Source organism: Streptomyces sp. NPDC088812 (assembly GCF_044750285.1).
Taxonomy (GTDB): domain Bacteria; phylum Actinomycetota; class Actinomycetes; order Streptomycetales; family Streptomycetaceae; genus Streptomyces.
This window is the reverse complement of sequence record NZ_JBIVJP010000004.1, coordinates 397,489-415,178: the sequence shown is the minus strand read 5'-3', so window position 1 is coordinate 415,178 and position 17,690 is coordinate 397,489. Positions and strand designations below refer to the sequence as shown.

Annotated in this window: 16 protein-coding genes; 4 read left to right on the top strand and 12 right to left on the bottom strand. The window is 73.5% G+C overall.

Annotated elements, in window-relative coordinates:
- The first annotated feature begins 27 nt into the window (after positions 1–27).
- Positions 28–1,908, top strand: coding sequence for an anthranilate synthase family protein (locus ACIP67_RS10190; protein WP_401690255.1), 1,881 nt, complete (start codon positions 28–30; stop codon positions 1,906–1,908).
- Here the strand turns inward: ACIP67_RS10190 and ACIP67_RS10185 are convergent.
- From ACIP67_RS10185 to ACIP67_RS10165, 5 genes are all read right to left on the bottom strand, one after another.
- Positions 1,860–2,855, bottom strand: a complete 996-nt coding sequence (locus ACIP67_RS10185) for a 2-hydroxyacid dehydrogenase (protein ID WP_401690253.1) — start codon at positions 2,853–2,855, stop codon at positions 1,860–1,862. The genes ACIP67_RS10190 and ACIP67_RS10185 overlap by 49 nt on opposite strands.
- 69 nt (positions 2,856–2,924) lie before the next feature.
- Positions 2,925–3,953, bottom strand: a complete 1,029-nt coding sequence (locus ACIP67_RS10180) for a 6-phosphofructokinase (protein ID WP_401690250.1) — start codon at positions 3,951–3,953, stop codon at positions 2,925–2,927.
- A 128-nt stretch (positions 3,954–4,081) separates the two neighbouring features.
- Complete coding sequence (locus ACIP67_RS10175; protein WP_401690247.1) at positions 4,082–4,780, bottom strand: response regulator; 699 nt, start codon at positions 4,778–4,780, stop codon at positions 4,082–4,084.
- Complete coding sequence (macS, locus tag ACIP67_RS10170; RefSeq protein ID WP_401690244.1) at positions 4,777–6,024, bottom strand: MacS family sensor histidine kinase; 1,248 nt, start codon at positions 6,022–6,024, stop codon at positions 4,777–4,779. The genes ACIP67_RS10175 and macS overlap by 4 nt, the downstream gene beginning before the upstream one ends.
- Positions 6,025–6,075: 51 nt before the next feature.
- The gene (locus ACIP67_RS10165) at positions 6,076–6,867 is read right to left on the bottom strand and encodes a lysophospholipid acyltransferase family protein (protein ID WP_401690241.1); all 792 of its coding nucleotides are present in this window, start codon (positions 6,865–6,867) and stop codon (positions 6,076–6,078) included.
- Between the two features lie 177 nt (positions 6,868–7,044).
- On the opposite strand from ACIP67_RS10165, the gene ACIP67_RS10160 reads away from it, so the two are divergent.
- On the top strand, positions 7,045–7,824 hold the full coding sequence (locus tag ACIP67_RS10160) for an alpha/beta hydrolase (protein ID WP_401690238.1): 780 nt from the start codon (positions 7,045–7,047) through the stop codon (positions 7,822–7,824).
- Positions 7,817–8,647, top strand: coding sequence for a hypothetical protein (locus ACIP67_RS10155; protein WP_401690235.1), 831 nt, complete (start codon positions 7,817–7,819; stop codon positions 8,645–8,647). Before ACIP67_RS10160 ends, ACIP67_RS10155 begins: the two co-directional genes overlap by 8 nt.
- Before the next feature lie 58 nt (positions 8,648–8,705).
- Here the strand turns inward: ACIP67_RS10155 and ACIP67_RS10150 are convergent, their stop codons facing one another.
- The 6 genes from ACIP67_RS10150 to ACIP67_RS10125 all read right to left on the bottom strand — a co-directional run bounded on the left by ACIP67_RS10150 (position 8,706) and on the right by ACIP67_RS10125 (position 13,969).
- The gene (locus tag ACIP67_RS10150; RefSeq protein ID WP_401690232.1) at positions 8,706–9,458 is read right to left on the bottom strand and encodes an endonuclease/exonuclease/phosphatase family protein; all 753 of its coding nucleotides are present in this window, start codon (positions 9,456–9,458) and stop codon (positions 8,706–8,708) included.
- A 179-nt stretch (positions 9,459–9,637) separates the two neighbouring features.
- Positions 9,638–10,591 carry an ROK family glucokinase gene (locus tag ACIP67_RS10145; RefSeq protein WP_401690229.1) on the bottom strand — a complete coding sequence of 318 codons (954 nt, stop codon included), beginning with the start codon at positions 10,589–10,591 and terminating at the stop codon, positions 9,638–9,640.
- 112 nt (positions 10,592–10,703) lie between these two features.
- Positions 10,704–11,210, bottom strand: coding sequence for a DUF5304 domain-containing protein (locus ACIP67_RS10140; protein ID WP_401690226.1), 507 nt, complete (start codon positions 11,208–11,210; stop codon positions 10,704–10,706).
- 57 nt (positions 11,211–11,267) lie between these two features.
- Complete coding sequence (locus tag ACIP67_RS10135; RefSeq protein ID WP_401690223.1) at positions 11,268–12,431, bottom strand: ArsA family ATPase; 1,164 nt, start codon at positions 12,429–12,431, stop codon at positions 11,268–11,270.
- A 161-nt stretch (positions 12,432–12,592) separates the two neighbouring features.
- Positions 12,593–13,030, bottom strand: a complete 438-nt coding sequence (locus tag ACIP67_RS10130) for an SRPBCC family protein (RefSeq protein WP_401690220.1) — start codon at positions 13,028–13,030, stop codon at positions 12,593–12,595.
- A gap of 141 nt (positions 13,031–13,171) precedes the next feature.
- Entirely contained in the window at positions 13,172–13,969 is a 798-nt protein-coding gene (locus ACIP67_RS10125) for a metallophosphoesterase (RefSeq protein ID WP_401690218.1), read from the bottom strand.
- A 310-nt stretch (positions 13,970–14,279) separates the two neighbouring features.
- Here ACIP67_RS10125 and ACIP67_RS10120 point away from each other — a divergent pair, with 310 nt between their 5' ends.
- Positions 14,280–16,088 (top strand): AMP-dependent synthetase/ligase, encoded by a 1,809-nt coding sequence (locus tag ACIP67_RS10120; protein WP_401690215.1) that lies wholly within the window; start codon positions 14,280–14,282, stop codon positions 16,086–16,088.
- Between the two features lie 456 nt (positions 16,089–16,544).
- On the opposite strand, the gene ACIP67_RS10115 is transcribed toward ACIP67_RS10120, so the two are convergent.
- Positions 16,545–17,687, bottom strand: a complete 1,143-nt coding sequence (locus ACIP67_RS10115) for a glycosyltransferase family 4 protein (RefSeq protein WP_401690212.1) — start codon at positions 17,685–17,687, stop codon at positions 16,545–16,547.
- Between the last annotated feature and the right edge of the window lie 3 nt (positions 17,688–17,690).

The following is a 17,690-nucleotide window of genomic DNA, read 5'->3' as shown; positions in this document are numbered from 1 at the left end:
CCTCCCCACGAGAAGGACACGGAACCCATGCACCTGCTCGACCTGCTGGACGATCCCCGCCCGTTCGCCCTGCTGCGCCGCCGCACGCCGGGCCACGACGAGAACACCGTCGACCTGCTCATCGGCCCGGTCACCGACCACGACCGCCTGGCCGACCTGCCCGACGAGGGCCTCGCCCTGGTCCCCTTCCGGCAGATCCGCGAGCGCGGCTTCGACGTCCGCGACGACGGCACCCCGCTCACCGTCCTGGTCCCCGAGGAGCGGTACGGGATCCCGCTCGCCGAGGCCCTGGCGCAGCTCCCCGCGCACGAGGTCCGTGTCACGGGCGGCGGCTTCGACGTCGGCGACGAGGAGTACGCGGAGATCGTCGGCCGGGTACTGCGGGACGAGATCGGGCGGGGCGAGGGGGCGAACTTCGTCATCCGGCGGACGTACGAGGGGGAGGTCGCCGGCTTCTCCCGGGCGGACGCGCTCGCGCTGTTCCGGCGGCTGCTGGAGGGCGAGCGGGGCGCGTACTGGACGTTCGTGGTGCACACCGGGGAACGCACCCTGGTCGGGGCCAGCCCCGAGGTGCACGTGCGCATGTCCGGCGGGACGGTCGTGATGAACCCGATCAGCGGGACGTACCGCTACCCGGACGGGGGCCCGACCCCCGAGCACCTGCTGCGGTTCCTCGCCGACGGCAAGGAGATCGAGGAGCTGTCGATGGTCGTCGACGAGGAGCTCAAGATGATGTGCACGGTCGGCGACATGGGCGGGGTGGTGGTCGGGCCGCGGCTGAAGGAGATGGCGCACCTCGCGCACACCGAGTACGAGCTGCGCGGGAAGTCCTCGCTGGACGTGCGGGACGTGCTGCGCGAGACCATGTTCGCGGCGACCGTCACCGGCTCGCCCGTGCAGAACGCCTGCCGGGTGATCGAGCGGTACGAGACCGGCGGGCGCGGCTACTACGCGGGGGCGCTGGCGCTGATCGGCAGGGACTCGGGCGGCGCCCAGACCCTGGACTCTCCGATCCTCATCCGCACCGCCGACATCGACGCGGCCGGGCGGCTGCGGGTGCCGGTCGGGGCCACGCTGGTGCGCGGCTCGGACCCGACGGGCGAGGTCGCCGAGACGCACGCCAAGGCGGCGGGGGTGCTGGCCGCGCTGGGGGTGCGGCCGGGGCGGCCGCGCACGGAGGCCGCGCGGCCCCGGCTCGCCGACGACCCGCGGGTGCGGGCCGCGCTGGACGGGCGGCGGGACGCGCTGGCGCCGTTCTGGCTGCGGATGCAGGAGCGGACCCGGGAGCTGGACGGGCACGCCCTCGTGGTCGACGCCGAGGACACCTTCACCGCGATGCTGGCGCACGTGCTGCGGTCGGGCGGGCTGGAGGTGTCGGTACGGCGGTACGACGAGCCGGGGCTGCGGGAGGCGGTGCTCGCGCACGGGGGGCCGCTCGTCCTGGGCCCCGGTCCCGGTGACCCGTCCGACCTGGGCGACCCCAAGATGGCGTTCCTGCGGGACCTGACCGCGCGGGTCGTCCGGCAGCACCGGCACGGCGTGCTCGGCGTCTGCCTCGGGCACGAGCTGATCGCGGCGGAGCTGGGGCTGGACATCGTCCGCAAGGAGGTGCCGTACCAGGGGGCGCAGACGGAGATCGACCTGTTCGGGCGGCCGGAGACGGTCGGCTTCTACAACAGCTTCGTGGCGCGGTGCGACGGCGACGCCCTGGCGGCGCTGGCGGCGCACCGGGTGGAGGTGAGCCGGGCCGCGAACGGCGAGGTGCACGCCCTGCGCGGGCCGGGCTTCGCCGGGGTGCAGTTCCATCCGGAGTCGGTGCTCACGCTGAACGGGGCGGCCGTCGTCCGGGAGCTGGTGGGTCAGTTCCGCGGCACCAGCACGTTCTCCGAGCGGCGGCCCGCGCTGTAGTCCACGACGTTGCGCACCGTGGCGTCGACGATCTCGCCGACGGCGTCCGCGGTGTAGTACGCCTGGTGGGAGGTGACCAGGACGTTGGGGAAGGTGACCAGGCGGGCCAGGGTGTCGTCCGAGATGGCCTCCAGGGACTTGTCGAGGAAGAACAGGCCCGCCTCCGCCTCGTAGACGTCCAGGCCGACGCCGGTGAAGCGGCCCTCGCGCAGCTCCGCGACGAGGGCCGCGGTGTCGATCAGCCCGCCGCGGCTGGAGTTGACCAGGATGGCGTCGGCCTTCATGGTCTTCAGGGCGGCGGCGTCGATGAGGTGCCGGGTCTCCGCCATCAGGGGGACGTGCAGGCTGACCACGTCGGACTCGGCGAGGAGCCGCTCCTTGGTGACGTACCGCATGCCGAGTTCCATGCAGGCGGGGTTCTCGGCGACGTCCCAGCCCAGCAGGCGCATGCCGAACCCGTGGGCGATCCGGGTGAAGGCCTCGCCGATCTTGCCCGTGCCGAGCACACCGGCCGTGCGGCCGTGCAGGTCGCGGCCCATCAGGCCGTCGAGGCGGAAGTCGAAGTCGCGGGTGCGGGTGGAGGCCCGGACGACCCGGCGGTTGACCGCCAGGGCCAGGGTCCACGCGAACTCGGCGACGGAGTAGGGCGAGTAGGACGAGACGCGGGCGACGGTCATGCCGAGCCGTTCGGCGACGTCGAGGTCGATGTTGTTGAAGCCGGTGGAGCGCTGGGCGATCATCCGGGTGCCGCCGGCCGCGAGGGCCTCGAGGACGGGCGCGCCGAGGTCGGCGTTGACGCTGGTGGAGATCACCTCGTGGCCGGCGGCGATGGGGGCGGTGTCCTCGGTGAGGAACACGTCCAGGCAGCGGACCTCGTGGGGGGCGATGAAGGCCTGCTCGATGAGGGGCCTCTCGTCCGCCTGGACGCCGAAGGCGAGGATCTCCATGGCCGCTCCCGTTCCGTAGGCCTGCGTTCCGTCGGCTGACGGGCCGAATATAGGACCCGCGCCGGGGCTTCAGCCGAAGAACACCCCCACCTCCGCGTACAGCTTCGGGTCCACCGTCTTCAGCCGGGCCGTCGCCTCCGCGAGCGGCACCCGGACGATGTCCGTGCCGCGCAGGGCGACCATCGTGCCGAAGTCGCGTTCGTGGACGGCGTCGACGGCGTGCAGGCCGAACCGGGTGGCGAGCCAGCGGTCGAAGGCGCTCGGCGTCCCGCCGCGCTGGACGTGGCCCAGCACCGTCGTGCGGGCCTCCTTGCCCGTCCGCTTCTCGATCTCCTTGGCGAGCCACTCGCCCACGCCGGAGAGGCGGACGTGCCCGAAGGAGTCGAGGGACTGGTCCTTCAGCACGGCGTCGCCGTCCCTGGGCACCGCCCCCTCGGCGACGACCACGATCGGCGCGTACGAGGACCGGAAGCGGGAGGTGACCCAGGCGCAGACCTGCTCGACGTCGAAGGGCTGCTCGGGGACGAGGATGACGTTGGCACCGCCGGCCAGGCCCGAGTGCAGGGCGATCCAGCCGGCGTGACGGCCCATCACCTCCACCACCAGCACCCGCATATGGGACTCGGCGGTGGTGTGCAGGCGGTCGATGGCCTCCGTGGCGATGGAGACCGCCGTGTCGAAGCCGAAGGTGTAGTCGGTGGCGGACAGGTCGTTGTCGATCGTCTTCGGCACGCCGACGCAGGGCACTCCGTGCTCGTCGGACAGGCGGGCGGCGACGCCGAGGGTGTCCTCGCCGCCGATGGTGATCAGGGCGTCGACCCCGTGCCCGGCGAGGGTGTCCTTGATGCGGCGGATGCCGTCCTCGGTCTTCAGCGGGTTGGTCCGCGAGGAGCCGAGGACGGTGCCGCCGCGGGGCAGGATGCCGCGCACGGCCGGGATGTCGAGGCGGACCGAGGTGCCGTCGAGGGGACCCCGCCAGCCGTCCCGGTAGCCGACGAACTCATGGCCGTACTCCTGCACCCCCTTGCGGACGACGGCTCTGATGACGGCGTTGAGGCCGGGGCAGTCGCCGCCTCCGGTCAGTACTCCGACGCGCATGGACGTGTCCCTTCGCCGCGGTGGCCCGACGAAGAGTCACGGTAGTAGTGATCCAGCTCACACCGATACGCCCGGGGCGGCACCATTCCGGTGAACGGCCGGGGTGTCGACGGGCGGCGGCGCCGGGGTCACTCGTCGTCGAGGCCGCGCTCTATCGCGTACCGGACCAGTTCGACGCGGTTGTGCAGCTGGAGCTTGCCGAGGGTGTTCTGCACGTGGTTCTGCACCGTGCGGTGGGAGATGACGAGGCGTTCGGCGATCTGCTTGTAGCTCAGCCCCTTGGCGACCAGGCGCAGCACCTCCGTCTCGCGGTCGGTCAGCCGGGGTGCGTTCGGCTCGTCGGTGCCGGTGGCGGGGGCGGGTTCGGAGGCGAGGCGGCGGTACTCGCCGAGGACCAGGCCGGCGAGGCCGGGGGTGAACACCGGGTCGCCGACGGCCGTACGGCGCACCGCGTCCAGCAGGTCCTCCGTGGACGCCGACTTCAGCAGGTAGCCGGTCGCGCCGGACTTCACCGCCTCCAGCACGTCGGCGTGCTCGCCGCTCGCGGAGAGGACGAGGACGCGCAGGGCGGGGTTCGCGCCGACGACCTCCTTGCAGACCTGCACACCCGGTTTCACCGGCAGGTTCAGGTCCAGCACGAGCACGTCGGGCGTGGTGGCGCGGGCGCGGCGCACGGCCTGCTCGCCGTCGCCGGCGGTGGCCACCACCTCGAACCCGGACTCGGCGAGGTCCCGGGCGACGGCGTCGCGCCACATGGGGTGGTCGTCGACCACCATGACCTTGATCGGGCCCTGCGCTCCCGCGCCGCCGCCCTGCTCTCCGCTCATCGCGTGCCCGCCTTCCCCCGTGCGTCCGTCATGTCCTTCTTCGGCACGGTCAGTTCGACCTCCGTGCCCTGTCCCGGTGTCGAGACCAGCTCGGCGCTGCCGCCGAGGTCCCGCAGCCGGCCCCGGATCGACTGGGCGACCCCGAGCCGTCCCTCGCCCTCGGCCTGCGCGAGCCGCCCCTCCGGAATGCCCGGCCCGTCGTCCCGTACGGTGACGATCACCGCGTCGGGCTCGTCCTCGACCAGGATCCAGGCCCGGGCGCCCTCCCCCGCGTGCCGGCGCACGTTGTCCAGCGCGGCCCCGACGGCCGCGGCCAGTTCCCGGGCGGCGGCGGGCGGCAGCGGCACCGGGGCGCCGGGCTCGGCGAGGCTGATCCGGGCCGCGGCGAAGGGCGCGAGCAGCGCACGCAGGTCCACGGGCCCGTCGCCGTCCCCGTCCTCCCCGCCGGCCGGGCGGACCTCCACCGTGCGGACGACGGCCCCCTCGGCCTCGTCCTCCGACACCCGGGACGGGGGCACGAGCCCGCCGGAGACCAGGGTGCGCAGCGCGACCTCCTGCTCGCCGGCCATCCTGCCCAGTTCGGCCGCCTCGCCGCCGATGACCGCGCCCCGCCGCTGCACCATGGCCAGCACCTGCAGGACGCTGTCGTGGATGTCGCGGGCGAGCCGCTCCCGTTCCCGGGTCGCGGCCTCGATCTCCAGGGCGCGGGCGAGGGTGCGCTCGGAGGCGCGGGCCACCTCGACGACGTAGCCGATGGCGATGGCGGCGACCCAGACGAGGATCACGTTGTGGACGGTGTCGCGGGCGGGGGCGCCGCGCTCCAGGAGGTTGGCGACGGCGACGGCGGTGGACGCGAACGCGGCCCAGCGCCAGCCGCCCTTGACGGCGAACGCGAGGACCGACCCGGCGGTCCATATCGACGGCAGCGTCGGCCCGCCCTCGACGATCCGCTGGTGGGTGTCGGCGAGCGGGGTCAGCAGAATGCCGGTGAGCGCGACGGTGAGGTCGACGGCGAGGAACCGCTTGGTACAGGCGGCCGCGTTCTGCACGCGGGGCAGGGTGGCGAGGGTCCAGCCGCACAGGACGACGTAGTAGCCGATGGCGAGGCCGGGGCGGACGAACCGGTCGTAGGCGGTGGCGAAGAGACCGACCGCGTACAGCATGGTGAGGACCCGGTAGGCGGTGAGCGCACGCCACAGCGGCAGCTCGACCGACATCCTCATGACTCTCTCGCGCTTCGGCACGTCCCCCACCCCCCTGTCCCAGACTGCCGTGTCCCGGGCGTGTCACACGCCCTAGGACTCGGTTCTCTCGGACTTCTCCTTGTCCGCCTGGTCCTTCTCCGCCTGGGCGAGCGCCGCCTTCGCGGCCTTCTCGGCTTCCCGGCCGGCCTTCCCGGCCTCCTTCTCGGCCTTCGCCGCCTCCGCGATCTGCCGCTTGGCGGCGGTCGCGTACATGTCGACGTACTCCTGGCCGGAGAGCTTCATGATCTCGTACATGACCTCGTCGGTCAGCGCGCGGAGCACGAAGCGGTCGTGGTCCATGCCGTGGTAGCGGCTGAAGTCCAGCGGCTTGCCGATGCGGATGCCGGGCCGCATCACCTTCGGCATCACCTGGCCGGGCGGCTGGATCTTCTCGGTGTCGATCATGGCGACGGGGATCACCGGCGCGCCCGTGGCCAGCGCCACGCGCGCGAGGCCGCCGGGCTTGCCCCGGTAGAGGCGGCCGTCGGGCGAGCGGGTGCCCTCCGGGTAGATCCCGAACAGCTCACCGCTCTCCAGGACCTCTATGCCGCTCCTGATCGCCGCCTCGCCCGCGCCGCGCGCACCGGAGCGGTCCACCGGCAGCTGGCCGACGCCCTTGAAGAAGGCCGCCGTCAGCCGGCCCTTCACGCCGGGCGTGGTGAAGTACTCGGCCTTGGCGATGAACGTGACCTTGCGGTCGAGGACCGCGGGCAGGAAGAACGAGTCCGAGAACGACAGGTGGTTGCTCGCCAGGATCGCGGGGCCCTCGGCGGGAACGTTCTCCAGGCCTTCCACCCAGGGCCTGAAGATCATCTTCAGTGGCCCCCCGATGGAAACCTTCATCGCGCCGTACAACAACCGAGTGCCTCCTGTGTGTGTCGATCAGACCTTAACCCGGCGCGGCGTCAATGGTCCCGACGACCCTGGTCGGTGTCAGTGCGGTCGCGTACGGTGAAGCACACGCCCCTGCCCTGGAGACCACCCGACCACCCGACCACCTGACGAGACGGGAGACCGAAGGTGCCGGTCCTTGCTGGAGCCGAGCCGTACCGCCATGAAGGCGGAGAGGTCGGAGTCCTCCTCTGTCACGGCTTCACCGGTTCCCCGCAGTCGCTGCGCCCCTGGGCGCGGCACCTCGCCGGGCACGGTCTGACCGTCGCCCTGCCCCTGCTGCCGGGGCACGGCACCCGCTGGGAGGACATGGCGGTCACCGGCTGGCCCGACTGGTACGCGGAGCTGGACCGCGAACTGCGCGTCCTGCGCGACCGCTGCGCCCGGGTGTTCGTGGCCGGCCTGTCGATGGGCGGCGCCCTGGCCCTGCGGCTCGCCGCGCAGCACGGCGACGGCGTCGGCGGGGTCGTCCTCGTCAACCCGGCGAACAAGGTGCACGGCCTGTCCGCGTACGCCCTCCCCGTCGCCCGCCACCTGGTGCGGACGGTGAAGGGGATCACGAGCGACATCGCGAAGGAGAGCGTCGAGGAGATCGGCTACGACCGGGTGCCGCTGCACGCGGCGCACTCCCTGCGGGTCTTCCTGCGGCTGGTCGACGGGGAACTGCCGCAGGTCACCCAGCCGCTGCTGCTCCTGCGCAGCGCGCGCGACCATGTCGTGCCGGCCGCCGACCCGGCCCGGATCCTGAGCCGGGTGTCGTCGACGGACGTGACCGAGGTGCTGCTGGAACAGAGCTACCACGTGGCGACGTTGGACCACGACGCGGACCGGATCTTCGAGGAGAGCCTCGCGTTCATCGGCCGGCTCGCACCCGGTGTCGGCAAGGAAGGGACGACGGCAGGTGGCTGAGCACGACTCCGACCGCGAGGACCGCGGGGACCGCGAGAGGCGCGAGGACCGCGAAGGCCGCGGGCACCGCGACGATCGCGCGGGCGGCCGCGGCCGGGAGCCGGAGGAGCAGAGCGTGCCCTTCGACGAGGAGGCCGCGTGGGCGGCGATCGTCGCGGGGTACGGCGAGGAGCCCGCGGATCCGCCGGGCGCCAAGCCGTTCAAGTCGGTCGAGGACCTGGCACTGCTGGAGGCGGAGCCGAACGCCGACGGCTCCGGTCCCGCCGCCGTCGGCACCGGCCCCGGCACCGGCACCGGCACCGGCACCGCCGACGGCCCGGCTTCCGGCTCCGGTCCGGGCGCCGACTCCAGCGCCGGTTCCGGCATCGGTTCCGAGCCCGGTTCCGGTTCCGAGCCCGGTTCCGGTTCCGGTTCCGGTTCCGAGCCCGGTTCCGGTTCCAGTTCCGGGGACAAGGCCGGGGACGGGGACGAGCCCGTGAAGCCGCTGGGCGGTTCGGTCTCCTTCGCGCCCGGCGTCGGCCCGCGCGACTACACGCCCGGCAAGCCGTCCGAGGCCGACTTCGACGAGGACGACGAGGGTCACTTCGTCCCTCCCGAGCCGCCGCCGCTGCCCGCCGCCGACACGACCGCCCGATTCGCCTGGCTCGGGGTGGTCGGCGGTCCTCTCCTGCTCCTGCTGTCGGTGCTGCTCGGCTGGGAGATGACCTGGTGGCTGGCGACGGTCGGCATCGGCGGCTTCCTCGGCGGCTTCGCCACGCTGGTGGCACGGATGCGGACGGACGACGAGGACGACGGCGATCCGGGAAGCGGAGCGGTGGTCTGACCCCGACCGCCCGTCGTCCCGGGACGACACACCTGAGCCCTGTCGCCGGCTCAGGACACTAGGCGCTCGGCACTCTGAGGGCGGCCAGCACCGGGAGGTGGTCCGTGGCCGCCCTCAGGTCGGCGTCCGTGACCCCGGGGTGTCCGACGGGGACTCCGCAGCCCAGTACCTCCACCCCCTTGGTCACGAGGATCGCGTCGATGCGGCGGTCGGGGCCGGTGGACGGGAAGGTGAGGTCGCCGCCCCAGGGAGCCGCGGCCCGGCAGTCCTGGAGGCCGGCGGTGAGGCGGGCGAAGGCGCGGCCGCCCGGCCCCTCGTTGAGGTCGCCGCCCACGACGGCGTGTTCCACGCCCATCCCGGCGAGCCGGTCGAGCACCATCCCGGCCTGGTCGTACCGCTCGCCCCGGTGCAGACCGAGATGACAGCCGAGGACACCCAGCCGGGCGCCCCCGAAGCGGACGACCGCGGTGGCGAGACCGCGCCGGTGCTGTCCGGGGGTGAGGGGCAGGAGCACGTCCTCGGTGCGCTCGACGGTCGCCCGCAGTGAGCACAGGACGGCCGGTCCGGCGGCCGTGCCACCGCCGGTGAGGACCACCTGCCCGGAGGCGGCCGCCAGCCGGGCGAGCTTCTTGCGCCAGCGGAAGAAGCGGGGGGCTTCCTGGACGAGGACCAGGTCGGGGGCGCAGGCGGCGATCACGCGGGCGAGGGCGGCGGTGTCGTCGCGCATCGAGCGGATGTTGTAGCTGAGGACGCGGAGGACGGCGGAGCCGTCGGCTTCGGTGCGGGAGCTGTCGAGCGGAGGCGTCACCATACCGTCACGATAGGTCGTGAGCGGGCGGGGAGGGCGGCGGTCCGTCATGGGCGGACCCTCGAAGACGAAGCCACGAAGGCGGAGCCGCGAAGACGAAGCCACGAAGACGAAGCCGCGAAAGCGGGCGGCCCCGCACCCCTCACGGGGTGCGGGGCCGCCGGTGCCTCGGGCGGTGTCCGTCACATGATCGGGTCGGGCTCGCGGGCCAGGTCGGCCGCGCCCACCAGGCCCGCCTTGTTGCCGAGCTGGGCGGCGATCACGTCGGCGACCGGGCGCCAGTTGCCCCCGACCAGCCAGCGCTTGTAGGACGTGCGGATCGGGTCGAGCACCAGGTCGCCCTCGTCGGAGAGGCCGCCGCCGACGATGAAGGCGGACGGGTCGAAGAGGGAGGCGAGGTCGGCGAGGCCGGCGCCGGCCCAGCGGGCGAGCTCGCGGTAGGAGTCGACCGCGACCGGGTCGCCCTGGCGGGCGGCCATGGAGATGTGCTTGCCCTCGATGCCGTCGGGGGTGCCGTCGCCGAGGCCCAGGAGCACCTCGGCGCGCTCGGGGGTGGCGTTGGCACGCTGCTTGGCGTACCGCACGAGGGCGCGGCCGGAGGCGTACTGCTCCCAGCAGCCCTGCGAGCCGCAGCCGCACAGCAGGCCGTCCGGCACCATGCGGATGTGGCCGAACTCGGCGGCCACGCCGAAGTGTCCGCGGCGCAGCTTGTTGCCGATGATGATGCCGCCGCCGAGACCGGTGCCGAGCGTGATGCAGATGACGTTGCGGTGGCCCTTGCCGGCGCCGAACTTGTACTCGCCCCAGGCCGCGGCGTTGGCGTCGTTCTCCACGACGACCGGGAGGCCCACGCGGGCCTCGACCTTCTCCTTGAGCGGCTCGTTGCGCCAGTCGATGTTCGGCGCGAAGTAGACCGTCGAGCGCTGCCGGTTGACGTATCCGGCGGCGCCGATGCCCACGCCGACGATGTCGTGCCCGGCGCGCGCCCCCTCCACCGCCGAGGCGATGGCGTCCACGATGGCCTCGGGCGTGGTGGGGGTGGGCACCTTGAAGGTCGAGAGGATGTTGCCTTCCTCGTCGACCACGCCGGCCGCGATCTTCGTGCCGCCGATGTCGACGCCGATGGTGAGTCCCATGAATCCCTCAGTTTCGGTCGAGCCCCGCTACGGCCAACCGTACCCGAGGCCCTGCCGTCGAGGTCCGGCCGTCCGCCCGGCGGACGCGCCGGGCGACGGCGAGGGGGGTGGGTCAGTCCAGGTCGATGCGCTGCCCGGGGCCGCCGGTGCCCTCGTCGCCCTCGGGACGCCCGCGCGGGTCCTGGGCCGGGTCGTGGGCGCGGGCGGTCCAGCGCGTCTCCTGGTGCTGGACGGCGGAGCGGTAGGCGGCGAGCAGTTCGCCGCCGGCCTTGGCGAGGTGGTCGAAGACGTCCGGGTTGCGCTCCACGACGGGTTCGACGGCGGCCTTGGCCTGCTGGACGACCTGGCGCACCACCTGCTGGGCGGCGGGTCCGGCGACCGCGCCGAGCAGGGGGGAGGACTGGAGGCCGGCGAGCTTGTCGGCGACGGTGTCGACGAACTTGCGCAGTTCCTCGGCGGCGGAGCCGGGAGGCGGGCCGTTGCGGTCCTGGCGGCGGGCCTTCTCCGCCGCGAGGTCCTCGGCGCAGGCGGTGGCCCAGGCGTCGTCGTCGGTGGCGCGCGGCTCCTCGACGGCGGCCTCGTGCTGACCGGCGTCGGGCGGGGGGAGCTCTTCGCTCATGACGGACTCCTGACTACGGTTCGTCTCTCCGACGGTACCCGAACGGCGGTACGGCGTTCACCGGGTCCGCGGCCACAGCGCGGGATCCGGTGCGAACCGGACGCGCAGTTCGCCCTCGCGCAGGCCGGCTCCGTCGACGGTACAGCGGCGCAGGGCGGAGGGCAGGGCGACGATCCGGCGGAACGGACCGGCGGTGACGACGAGTTCGTCGCCGCGCCGGACGAGGTCGAGGTCGTCGCGTATGACGCCGGGCAGGGGGATGTGCCACACGAGCACACCGTCGTCGGCCAGCCGGTCGGACACCGGCCACTCGACCGGGGAGGGCTCCGGGTCGGCGCCGGGGACGCAGAGCGCGGCGAGGTCGTCGCCGCCGCGGGGGTCGCGGCCGAGGTGGGCGACGGTCCGGGCGTCGTCCCACTCCCCCAGGAACTTCCGCTGCTGGGCCACGAGCCCGGCGAGGGGGCCGCCGCCGTCGGCCGTCTCCGGCAGGACGCGGTTGGCGACGAGGGACTCGACGGGCAGGGCGCGCAGCGCGAGACCGAGGCGCGCGTCGCGCACGGCGTCGTCACCGGCCGGTCCCGGCTCGGCGACGAGGCGTACGGCGGTCCGCCGGTCGGCGAGGACGGCCTGCACGGCGGCCAGCTCCAGGTCCCAGCGGGCGGTCGTCTCGTACAGCCACTCGGCGGGCATGGGGACGCCGGCGAGGCGTCCGAGGACGGGGCGCAGGGCGCGGGCGGCCTGCCGTTCGGGAGGGAGGAGGCGGCGCAGGTAGCGGCGGAGTTCCTCGGGGAGGGCGAGGAGGGCGAGGGCCTGCGGGGTGGGCGGCAGGTCGACGACGAGGAGGTCGTGGGACTCGGAGAGGGCGGCGTCCCGCAGCGCGCGCAGCAGGGTCAGCTCCTCCGCGCCGGGCAGCGGGGTGACCTCCTCCGGGTCCAGCCGGGAGGCGCCGAGCAGGTCGAGGACGGTGGAGGCGCGGTCCTGGAAGCCGGCGAGGTCGTCGCGGAAGCCGGCGGCGGCGTCGGGGCGCCAGGCGGTGAGGGCGGGCGTGACCCGTGCCGGGGCGGCCCCGGTCGGCACGCCGAGCGCGGCCCCGAGGGTGTCGGCACGGTCGGCGCTGAGCACGAGCGTCTTGACGCCGGCACCGGCCGCCCCGAGTGCGGTGGCCGCGGCAACGGTCGTACGGCCACTGCCGCCGGGGCCGGTGATCAGGAGGGTGCGCATGAGGGTGAACGGTAACGGACACCGAGGTGGCGGCCCCGCTCACCGGTGGGCGCCGGCTGCACCTGTGCGACACCGGCGCGGGGGCGGCGGCCCCTGGCAGGCCCCCAGCCGGCGCAGGAGCGGCAGGCCCGGCGACGCTCGCGTCCGCGCCGGGAGCCGTGTTACCGGCCCGACTCCACCCGCTTCTTCAGTCCCGCCAGCGCGCGGTCGATGATGACCTTCTCGGCCTTGCGCTTGATCATGCCGAGCATGGGGATCTTGACGTCCACCGTCAGCCGGTAGGTGACCTCGGTGCCGCCGCCCGCCGGCGCGAGGAGGTACGAGCCGTCCAGCGACCGCAGCATCTGGGATTTCACCAGCGTCCAGGACACCTCGTGCGCACCGCTCCAGGTGTACGCCAGCGTCTGGTCGTCCTTGATCGCGCCCGCGTCCATGACCAGCCGTACCTGCTCGGCGCGGCCGGCGCTGTCGGTGCCGAGGACCTCCGCCTCCTTCACCTCGCCGGTCCAGTCCGGGTAGCGGGCGAAGTCGGCGATGACCGCCATGACCTCGGCCGGTGCCGCATCGATCGTGATGCTCGAGCTGGTGTGTTCCGCCATCGCCGTGGCTCCTCACAGATGCGGGCCGGTAGGGAGAGGTCACCCGTGCGCCGGCGTGCGCACGTGTGTGCAGCGTGAAGGCTACCGCGCACCCGACCGGCCGCCTTCACCCCGTGGCGCGCGCCCGCGGGGCACCGGCCCTCACCACTCCAGCGCCCAGGGCTTCCCGGTCCCCGCGAAGTGCCCCACGTTCACGCATTCGGTCGCCCCGATGCGCATCCGCCGCACCAGCGGCTGGTGGACATGGCCGAAGAGCGAGTACCGGGGGCGGGTGCGGCGGATCGCGTCCAGCAGCGCCCGGCTGCCCCGTTCGAAGCGGCGCGCGACGGTGTCGTAGACGAGTTCCGGCACCTCGGGCGGGATGTGCGTGCAGAGCACGTCCACCTCCCCCACGGCCTCGATCTTCGCCGCGTACTCCTCGTCGTCGATCTCGTACGGCGTGCGCATCGGCGTGCGCAGGCCGCCGCCCACGAAGCCGAAGACCCGCCCCCCGATCTCCACCCGCTCCCCGTCCAGCACGGTCGTCCCCGGACCGGCGTACTCCGCCCACAGCGGCGGCATGTCGACGTTGCCGTAGGTGGCGTACGTCGGGGTCGGGAACGCCGCGAACATCTCGGCGTACTGTCCCCGCACCGCCCGTTCGACGACCGCCGCCCGGTCGTCGCCGACCCCAGCCCACAGCCGCGCCCCCAGTTCCCGGGCCTCCTCGAAGCGGCGGGCCGTGCGCAGCGCGACGATCCGGTCGGCATTCTCCACGCCGAAGAGGTCGGGGAAGATGCCGCGCGAGTGGTCGGCGTAGTCGAGGAAGAGGACGAGGTCCCCGAGGCAGATCAGGGCGTCCGCGCCGTCGCCCGCCCGGGCCAGGTCGCGCGCGTTGCCGTGGACGTCGCTGACCACATGAACACGCGTCCTGTGGTTTCCGGAGGGTGTGGATGCCATGGCGATCAAGGGTAGGCGTGTGGGGCAAACGTGAACAGTGGCAGCCGGACCTGCGGTTACTGGCCAGTCAGCAAGTGGATGAACTACTGTGCGCGAGAAAAAGCAATCTGTGTGACGCAGCGAACATCTCGCCGGGACCCCCTGTCGAAGAAGCCATACCGGCGGGTAACGTCCGGGCAGTCCAGTCGTGCTCAGGAATTCAACCAGTGGCCCGCAGCCCTTGGCGACCCCGAGCACTCGCCCGAGCCTTGGACCGCACCGTCGCATCGCACACCGTCGTGGCGCCGGCGCCCTAAGAGGAGCAGCAGTCTTGCGCGAGTTCAGCCTTCCGGCCCTGTACGAGGTCCCTGCGGACGGCAACCTGACCGACATCGTCCGCAGAAACGCCGCGCAGCACCCTGACGTCGCCGTCATCGCGCGCAAGGCGGGCGGTGCCTGGCAGGACGTGACCGCCACCGCCTTCCTGGCCGAGGTGCACGCCGCCGCCAAGGGCCTCATCGCCTCCGGTGTGCAGCCGGGTGACCGCGTCGGCCTGATGTCGCGCACCCGGTACGAGTGGACGCTGCTGGACTTCGCGATCTGGTGCGCGGGCGCCGTCACCGTGCCGGTGTACGAGACCAGCTCGCCGGAGCAGGTGCGGTGGATCCTCTCCGACTCGGGCGCCACCGCCTGCCTCGTCGAGCTGGACACCCACGCCGCGGCCGTCGAGTCGGTGCGCGGCGCCCTGCCCGCCCTGAAACACGTCTGGCAGATCGAGGGCGGGGGCGTGGCGGAGCTCGGGCGGCTCGGCCAGGGCGTCTCCGACGAGGCGGTCGAGGAGCGCAGCTCGCTCGCCAAGGCCGACGACCCGGCCACCATCGTCTACACCTCCGGCACGACCGGCCGGCCCAAGGGCTGTGTCCTCACCCACCGCAGCTTCTTCGCGGAGTGCGGCAACGTGGTGGAGCGGCTGCGTCCGCTGTTCCGCACCGGGGAGTGCAGCGTGCTGCTCTTCCTGCCCCTCGCGCACGTCTTCGGCCGGCTGGTGCAGATCGCCCCGATGATGGCGCCGATCAAGCTGGGCACGGTCCCGGACATCAAGAACCTCACCGACGAACTGGCGTCCTTCCGGCCGACGCTGATCCTCGGCGTGCCGCGCGTCTTCGAGAAGGTCTACAACGGGGCGCGCGCCAAGGCGCAGGCCGACGGCAAGGGCGCGATCTTCGACAAGGCGGCGGACACCGCGATCGCGTACAGCCGCGCGCGGGACACCGCGTCGGGTCCCTCCATCGGGCTGAGGATCAAGCACAAGGTGTTCGACGTGCTCGTCTACAGCAAGCTGCGCGCGGTCCTCGGCGGCCGCGGCGAGTACGCGATCTCCGGCGGCGCCCCGCTGGGCGAGCGCCTGGGCCACTTCTTCCGCGGCATCGGCTTCACCGTCCTGGAGGGCTACGGCCTGACGGAGTCCTGCGCGGCGACCGCCTTCAACCCGTGGGACCGGCAGAAGATCGGCACGGTCGGCCAGCCGCTGCCGGGCTCGGTCGTGCGCATCGCCGACGACGGCGAGGTGCTGCTGCACGGCGAGCACCTGTTCAAGGAGTACTGGAACAACCCCGGCGCGACCGCCGAGGCGCTGGCCGACGGCTGGTTCCACACCGGTGACATCGGCACCCTCGACGAGGACGGCTACCTGAGCATCACCGGCCGCAAGAAGGAGATCATCGTCACCGCGGGCGGCAAGAACGTCGCCCCGGCCGTGATCGAGGACCGCATCCGGTCGCACGCCCTGGTCGCGGAGTGCATGGTGGTGGGCGACGGGCGGCCGTTCGTGGGCGCGCTGGTCACCATCGACGAGGAGTTCCTGGGCCGTTGGGCCTCCGACCACGGCAAGCCGGCCGGTTCCACCGCGGCGTCGCTGCGCGAGGACCCCGATCTGCTCGCGGCGGTCCAGGCGGCGGTCGACGACGGCAACGCCGCGGTGTCGAAGGCGGAGTCGGTGCGCAAGTTCCGCGTCCTCTCCTCCCAGTTCACCGAGGACTCGGGGCACCTCACCCCGTCGCTCAAGCTCAAGCGCAACGTCGTGGCGAAGGACTACGCGGCCGAGATCGAGGCCATCTACGCCAAGCAGCAAGGGGTCTGACGGGATCTGACGGATCGTCAGGAGCGGGTGGCGCGGGCCCCGGGGCGGGGCCCGCGCCCTCGTCCGTTCCGGTCGGCCGTGGCGGCGGGGCCGGGCGTCGTACGGGTGCGCGGGGAGGACGTGGAGTCCGTCGCGTTGACGCCGAAGGGCCCGCGGACAGGCCGAACGCACGGCCCACCGGGCGCCGGAAGCCGGAAGCCGGAAGCCCGCCGGGCGCTGGAAGCCCACCGGGCGCCCGGAGCCGGAAGCCCACCGGAGCCGGAAGCCCACCGGGTGCGGAAGCACACCGGAGCCGGAAGCCCACCGGGTGCGGAAGCCCACCGGGTGCGGAAGCCCACCGGGTGCGGAAGCCCACCGGGTGCGGGCGCCTTCCGCCACCGGTTACCGGGTGTCCCCCGCCCGCCGGACGCAGTCGCGCGGTTCCCCGCGCCCCGACGGGCCGCGCCCCGACGGGCCCTACAGCAGTTCCTCGAGCCTCTGCGCCAGCAGGTCCCAGCGCCAGCGCTCCTCCACCCACTGCCGCCCCCGCTCCCCCATCCGGCGGCGCAGCTCGGCGTCGCCGAGGAGGACGACGATCCGCTCGGCGGCCTCCTGCGGTGAGCCGCCCCGCACCACCCAGCCGGTCTCGCCGTCCAGTACGGCGTCGGGGGCGCCGCCGGAGTCGCCGGCCACGACGGGCAGCCCGGTCGCGGAGGCCTCCAGGTAGACGATCCCGAGGCCCTCGACGTCGAGCCCGCCCCGGCGGGTACGGCACGGCATGGCGAAGACGTCACCGGCGCCGTAGTGCGCGGGCAGCTCCGACCAGGGCACGGCCCCGGTGAACCGCACGGAGCCGGCCACGCCCGTCTCGTGCGCCAGCCGGCGCAGGTCCTTCTCGTACGGCCCGCCGCCGACGATCAGCAGGACGGCGTCCGGCTCGGCGGCCAGGACGTGGGGCATGGCCCGGATCAGCGTGTCCTGGCCCTTGCGCGGCACCAGCCGCGAGACGCACACCACCACCGGCCGGTCGGTGAGGCCGAGCCGGGAGCGCACCTCGTCCCCGCCGGAGTCCGGGTGGAAGGTCTTCTCGTCCACGCCGGGCGGCAGGTGCACCATCCGCCCGGCCGCCCCGGCGCTCAGCGCGGTCGCGATCCGCGCCCGCGTGTACTCGCCGAGGTAGGTGATCGTGTCGGTGGACTCGCCGATCCGGCCCAGCAGCTGCCGGGAGGCGGGCAGTTGCGCCCACCCGGCCTCGTGCCCGTGCGTGGTGGCCACCAGCCGTTCGGCGCCGGCCCCGCGCAGTGCGGGCGCCATCAGCCCGAGGGGCGCCGCCGCTCCGAACCACACCGCCGTGCACCCGTGTTCGCGCAGCAGCCCGACCGCCCGCCGGGTCGCCCCCGGCGTGGGCAGCAGCATCGTCGTACGGTCACGGACGACGGTGAAGGGCTGCTCGGCGTCGAAGGCCGCCGTCGCCTCGGCCCCCTCCCGGCCGCGCTTCCAGGTGGAGGCGTAGACGACGAGCCGCTCGGGGTCGAGGCGCAGCGCCATGTTGTGCAGGAACGCCTGGATACCGCCGGGGCGGGGCGGGAAGTCGTTCGTCACGATCAGGGTCTTGTGCATCGC